This window comes from Bradyrhizobium sp. (assembly GCF_049586575.1).
GTDB lineage: Bacteria > Pseudomonadota > Alphaproteobacteria > Rhizobiales > Xanthobacteraceae > Bradyrhizobium.
In genome coordinates, this window is sequence record NZ_JBAVCF010000714.1 from 1 (window position 1) to 2450 (window position 2450).

At 61.3% G+C, this 2450-nt stretch carries 2 protein-coding genes and 1 pseudogene; all 3 read left to right on the top strand.

The annotated features are described in order from the left end of the window. Window positions 1-717: glycosyltransferase family 2 protein (locus WB528_RS26080; RefSeq protein WP_423892142.1), on the top strand; the 717-nt coding region annotated here is incomplete at its 5' end. Between the two features lie 263 nt (window positions 718-980). Continuing rightward, window positions 981-2099 (top strand): molybdopterin-binding protein, encoded by a 1119-nt coding sequence (locus tag WB528_RS26085; RefSeq protein ID WP_423892144.1) that lies wholly within the window; start codon window positions 981-983, stop codon window positions 2097-2099. Between the two features lie 17 nt (window positions 2100-2116). Beyond that, window positions 2117-2450, top strand: a pseudogene (locus WB528_RS26090) (molybdopterin biosynthesis protein); the annotation flags it as partial.

Consider the following 2450-nt stretch of genomic DNA (forward strand, 5'->3'; position numbering starts at 1 on the left):
CACTATACCAACCGCCGTTATGGCTGGGGATTGCTGCCGCAGGACTATTTGGCCTTCAAGACTCAGCGGGCGCGGTGGGCCGGCGGTGCCGTGCAGATCGTGAAGAAACACTGGCGCAGATTTCTGCCCGGTATGAGCCTGCTCGACCATGATCAGAAGCGCGAATTCGTGTTCGGTTGGCTCAGTTGGTTCGGATCCGAAATCGTTGCCGTTGCGGCCGCGCTGCTCAATTTGATCTGGGTGCCGTTTGTCGTTTTCCAGATTGTCGCCATCCCGGATCCGCTGTTGCTGCTGCCGAGCATTGCGGCCTTCCTGGTATCGCTGCTCCATTTCGTCAGCGCATACCGGAAGCGTGTCGCAATTCCGTACCCTCAGATGCTTGGTGCCATGGTGGTGTTCATGTCGCTCCAATGGACGGTAGCGCGCTCGGCCTTTGAGGCGGCGCTTCCGGCCCGGAAAAGCTATTTCCATCGTACCCGCAAGGGAGGAGGCGGCACTGTCCGCGGGCATTTTGCAGCAATACCAGAGGCTGTGCTTGGTGCGCTGCTGGTCACGGGTGGCCTCACCGTTTTTGCGACCAATTTTTACCGGCTTTTGGGCACGGATTTGTTCGCCACAATCCTGGTCATTCAGAGCCTGCCGTTCCTGTCTGCCGTGGCGTTGGCGGGGTTGGAGCGTCTTCGCGGAGCCGAAATCAAGCCTGGCCTGCCCTCTTGAAAGTCGTCCTCGGCCGCATCCTGCGCGTGGTCGACACCGGTCCTCCAGCTCACTTCGACTATGAGCAAAAGTCGATGTCAGATTTGCTTCTTCGGCACAGTGGCGGCATTTGGCTCCAGGGAGCGAGCACGCAAAAGAAATCATCGGCCAGAGATCGCCAGATGATCTCCGCCGCGCCGGCCGAGCTGAGGAGAGTATCTTCGGCGCCCGGCTGCGTGTGTTATGATAAGCTAGGCAAGGCGAATGGTTGAGAACTATTGGAAATGACCACGGGACAGCGTTTGACAGCATCGCTCATTCCAGTCGATGAGGCGCTTATTGCGCTGTTGGATGGATTGGAACCGGTTGCCTGTATTGAATTGCCAGTCGCGGAGGCAATGGGCGCGGTGTCGGCGGAAGTGCCGCTACCTTGCCCGTTCCCCAAGAGGGACTTCGCCGCTGCCGACGGCTGGGCATTCCGCGCCCAAGATCTCGTTGGTGCATCGTCCTACTCGCCGCTCCCGTTAGCGGGGTCTCCGGCATGGGTTGAAGCTGGCGAGCCGATGCCAAGTGGATCGGATTGTGTCGTCGATTCCGACTTGGTTGAACTTTCGGGCCCGACGTTTCAGGTTTCGGGTGACGCGTTCCCGGGGCAGGGTGTGCGGCGCGCCGGCTCTGATATCGGTGAAGGCGACCTGACCATCGTTGCGGGGCAGCAGCTTGGCGCGCTTGATTTAATGCTGGCACGTGCAGCGGGGCTGAAGAATCTCGCGGTTCGTCGTCCGCGTCTGGGGCTAATCGATATTCCCGCGATGGCCGGGCACGCGGTAACGGCCCAGCTTATTGCCGAAAGCGCTCGCGCGGCGGGAGCCCATGTCGTCTATTCTCAGGCCGGCGGGCGCGATGCGTCGGCGGTCGCGAAGGCGTTCAATGGCGGGCGATGCGATTTGATTGTCACCATCGGTGGCACCGGTGTCGGCCGCACCGATGCGACAGTTGAAGCGCTGGCGACGAGCGGCAGGCTGATCGCTCATGGGATCGCGCTCCAGCCTGGCCGCACGACCGCCCTCGGGAAGGTCGAGAATACCCCGGTCGTCGCTTTGCCCGGCGCGCCGGATCAGGCGCTGGCGGCGTGGTGGACCCTGGTGCTGCCGGTACTGGATCGGCTATCGGGACGCCTGCAGAATACGAAGATGCTACCGCTGGCGCGCAAGATTTCGTCAAGTGTTGGAATTGCAGATATCGCTCTGCTCAAGAAAAGTGATGGCGCCTGGATGCCATTGGCGATCGGCGATCTTTCGCTCGGCCGTATCGTGCGCGCCGATGCATGGCTGGCCGTGCCCGGTAGCAGTGAAGGGTTCGCAGCAGGAACACCGGTGGATGCCCATATGCTAAGGGTGTGACCAGGAGTAGTTCCAGCATGACCGATGCCCCGATTCAGAAGAGAGGCGACAGCTTCGAGCAGGATCAGTTCCTGACGATTCTGACGCGTGAGGACGCACTGGCACGCTTCGAAGCCGCGCTGTTTCCACGCGCCACTGCAAGTGAGGGGCTTCCGCTGGCCGATGCGCTTGGTCAAGCTTTGGCCGCCGATGTCGTCTCGCCCATTGATGTACCGCCGTTCGATCGCTCAAATGTCGATGGCTTCGCGCTGCGTTCCGCCGATCTGGCGTTGGCGGGGGAGGCGACCCCGATCCGGTTAATTCTCAACGACGAAATCATCGCGTGCGGCACCGCGCCGATGCAGACCGTCT

Excerpts from the sequence above, each read along its gene's own strand:
- WB528_RS26085 (WP_423892144.1), top strand. The coding sequence starts at position 981 with ATGACCACGGGACAGCGTTTGACAGCATCGCTCATTCCAGTCGATGAG.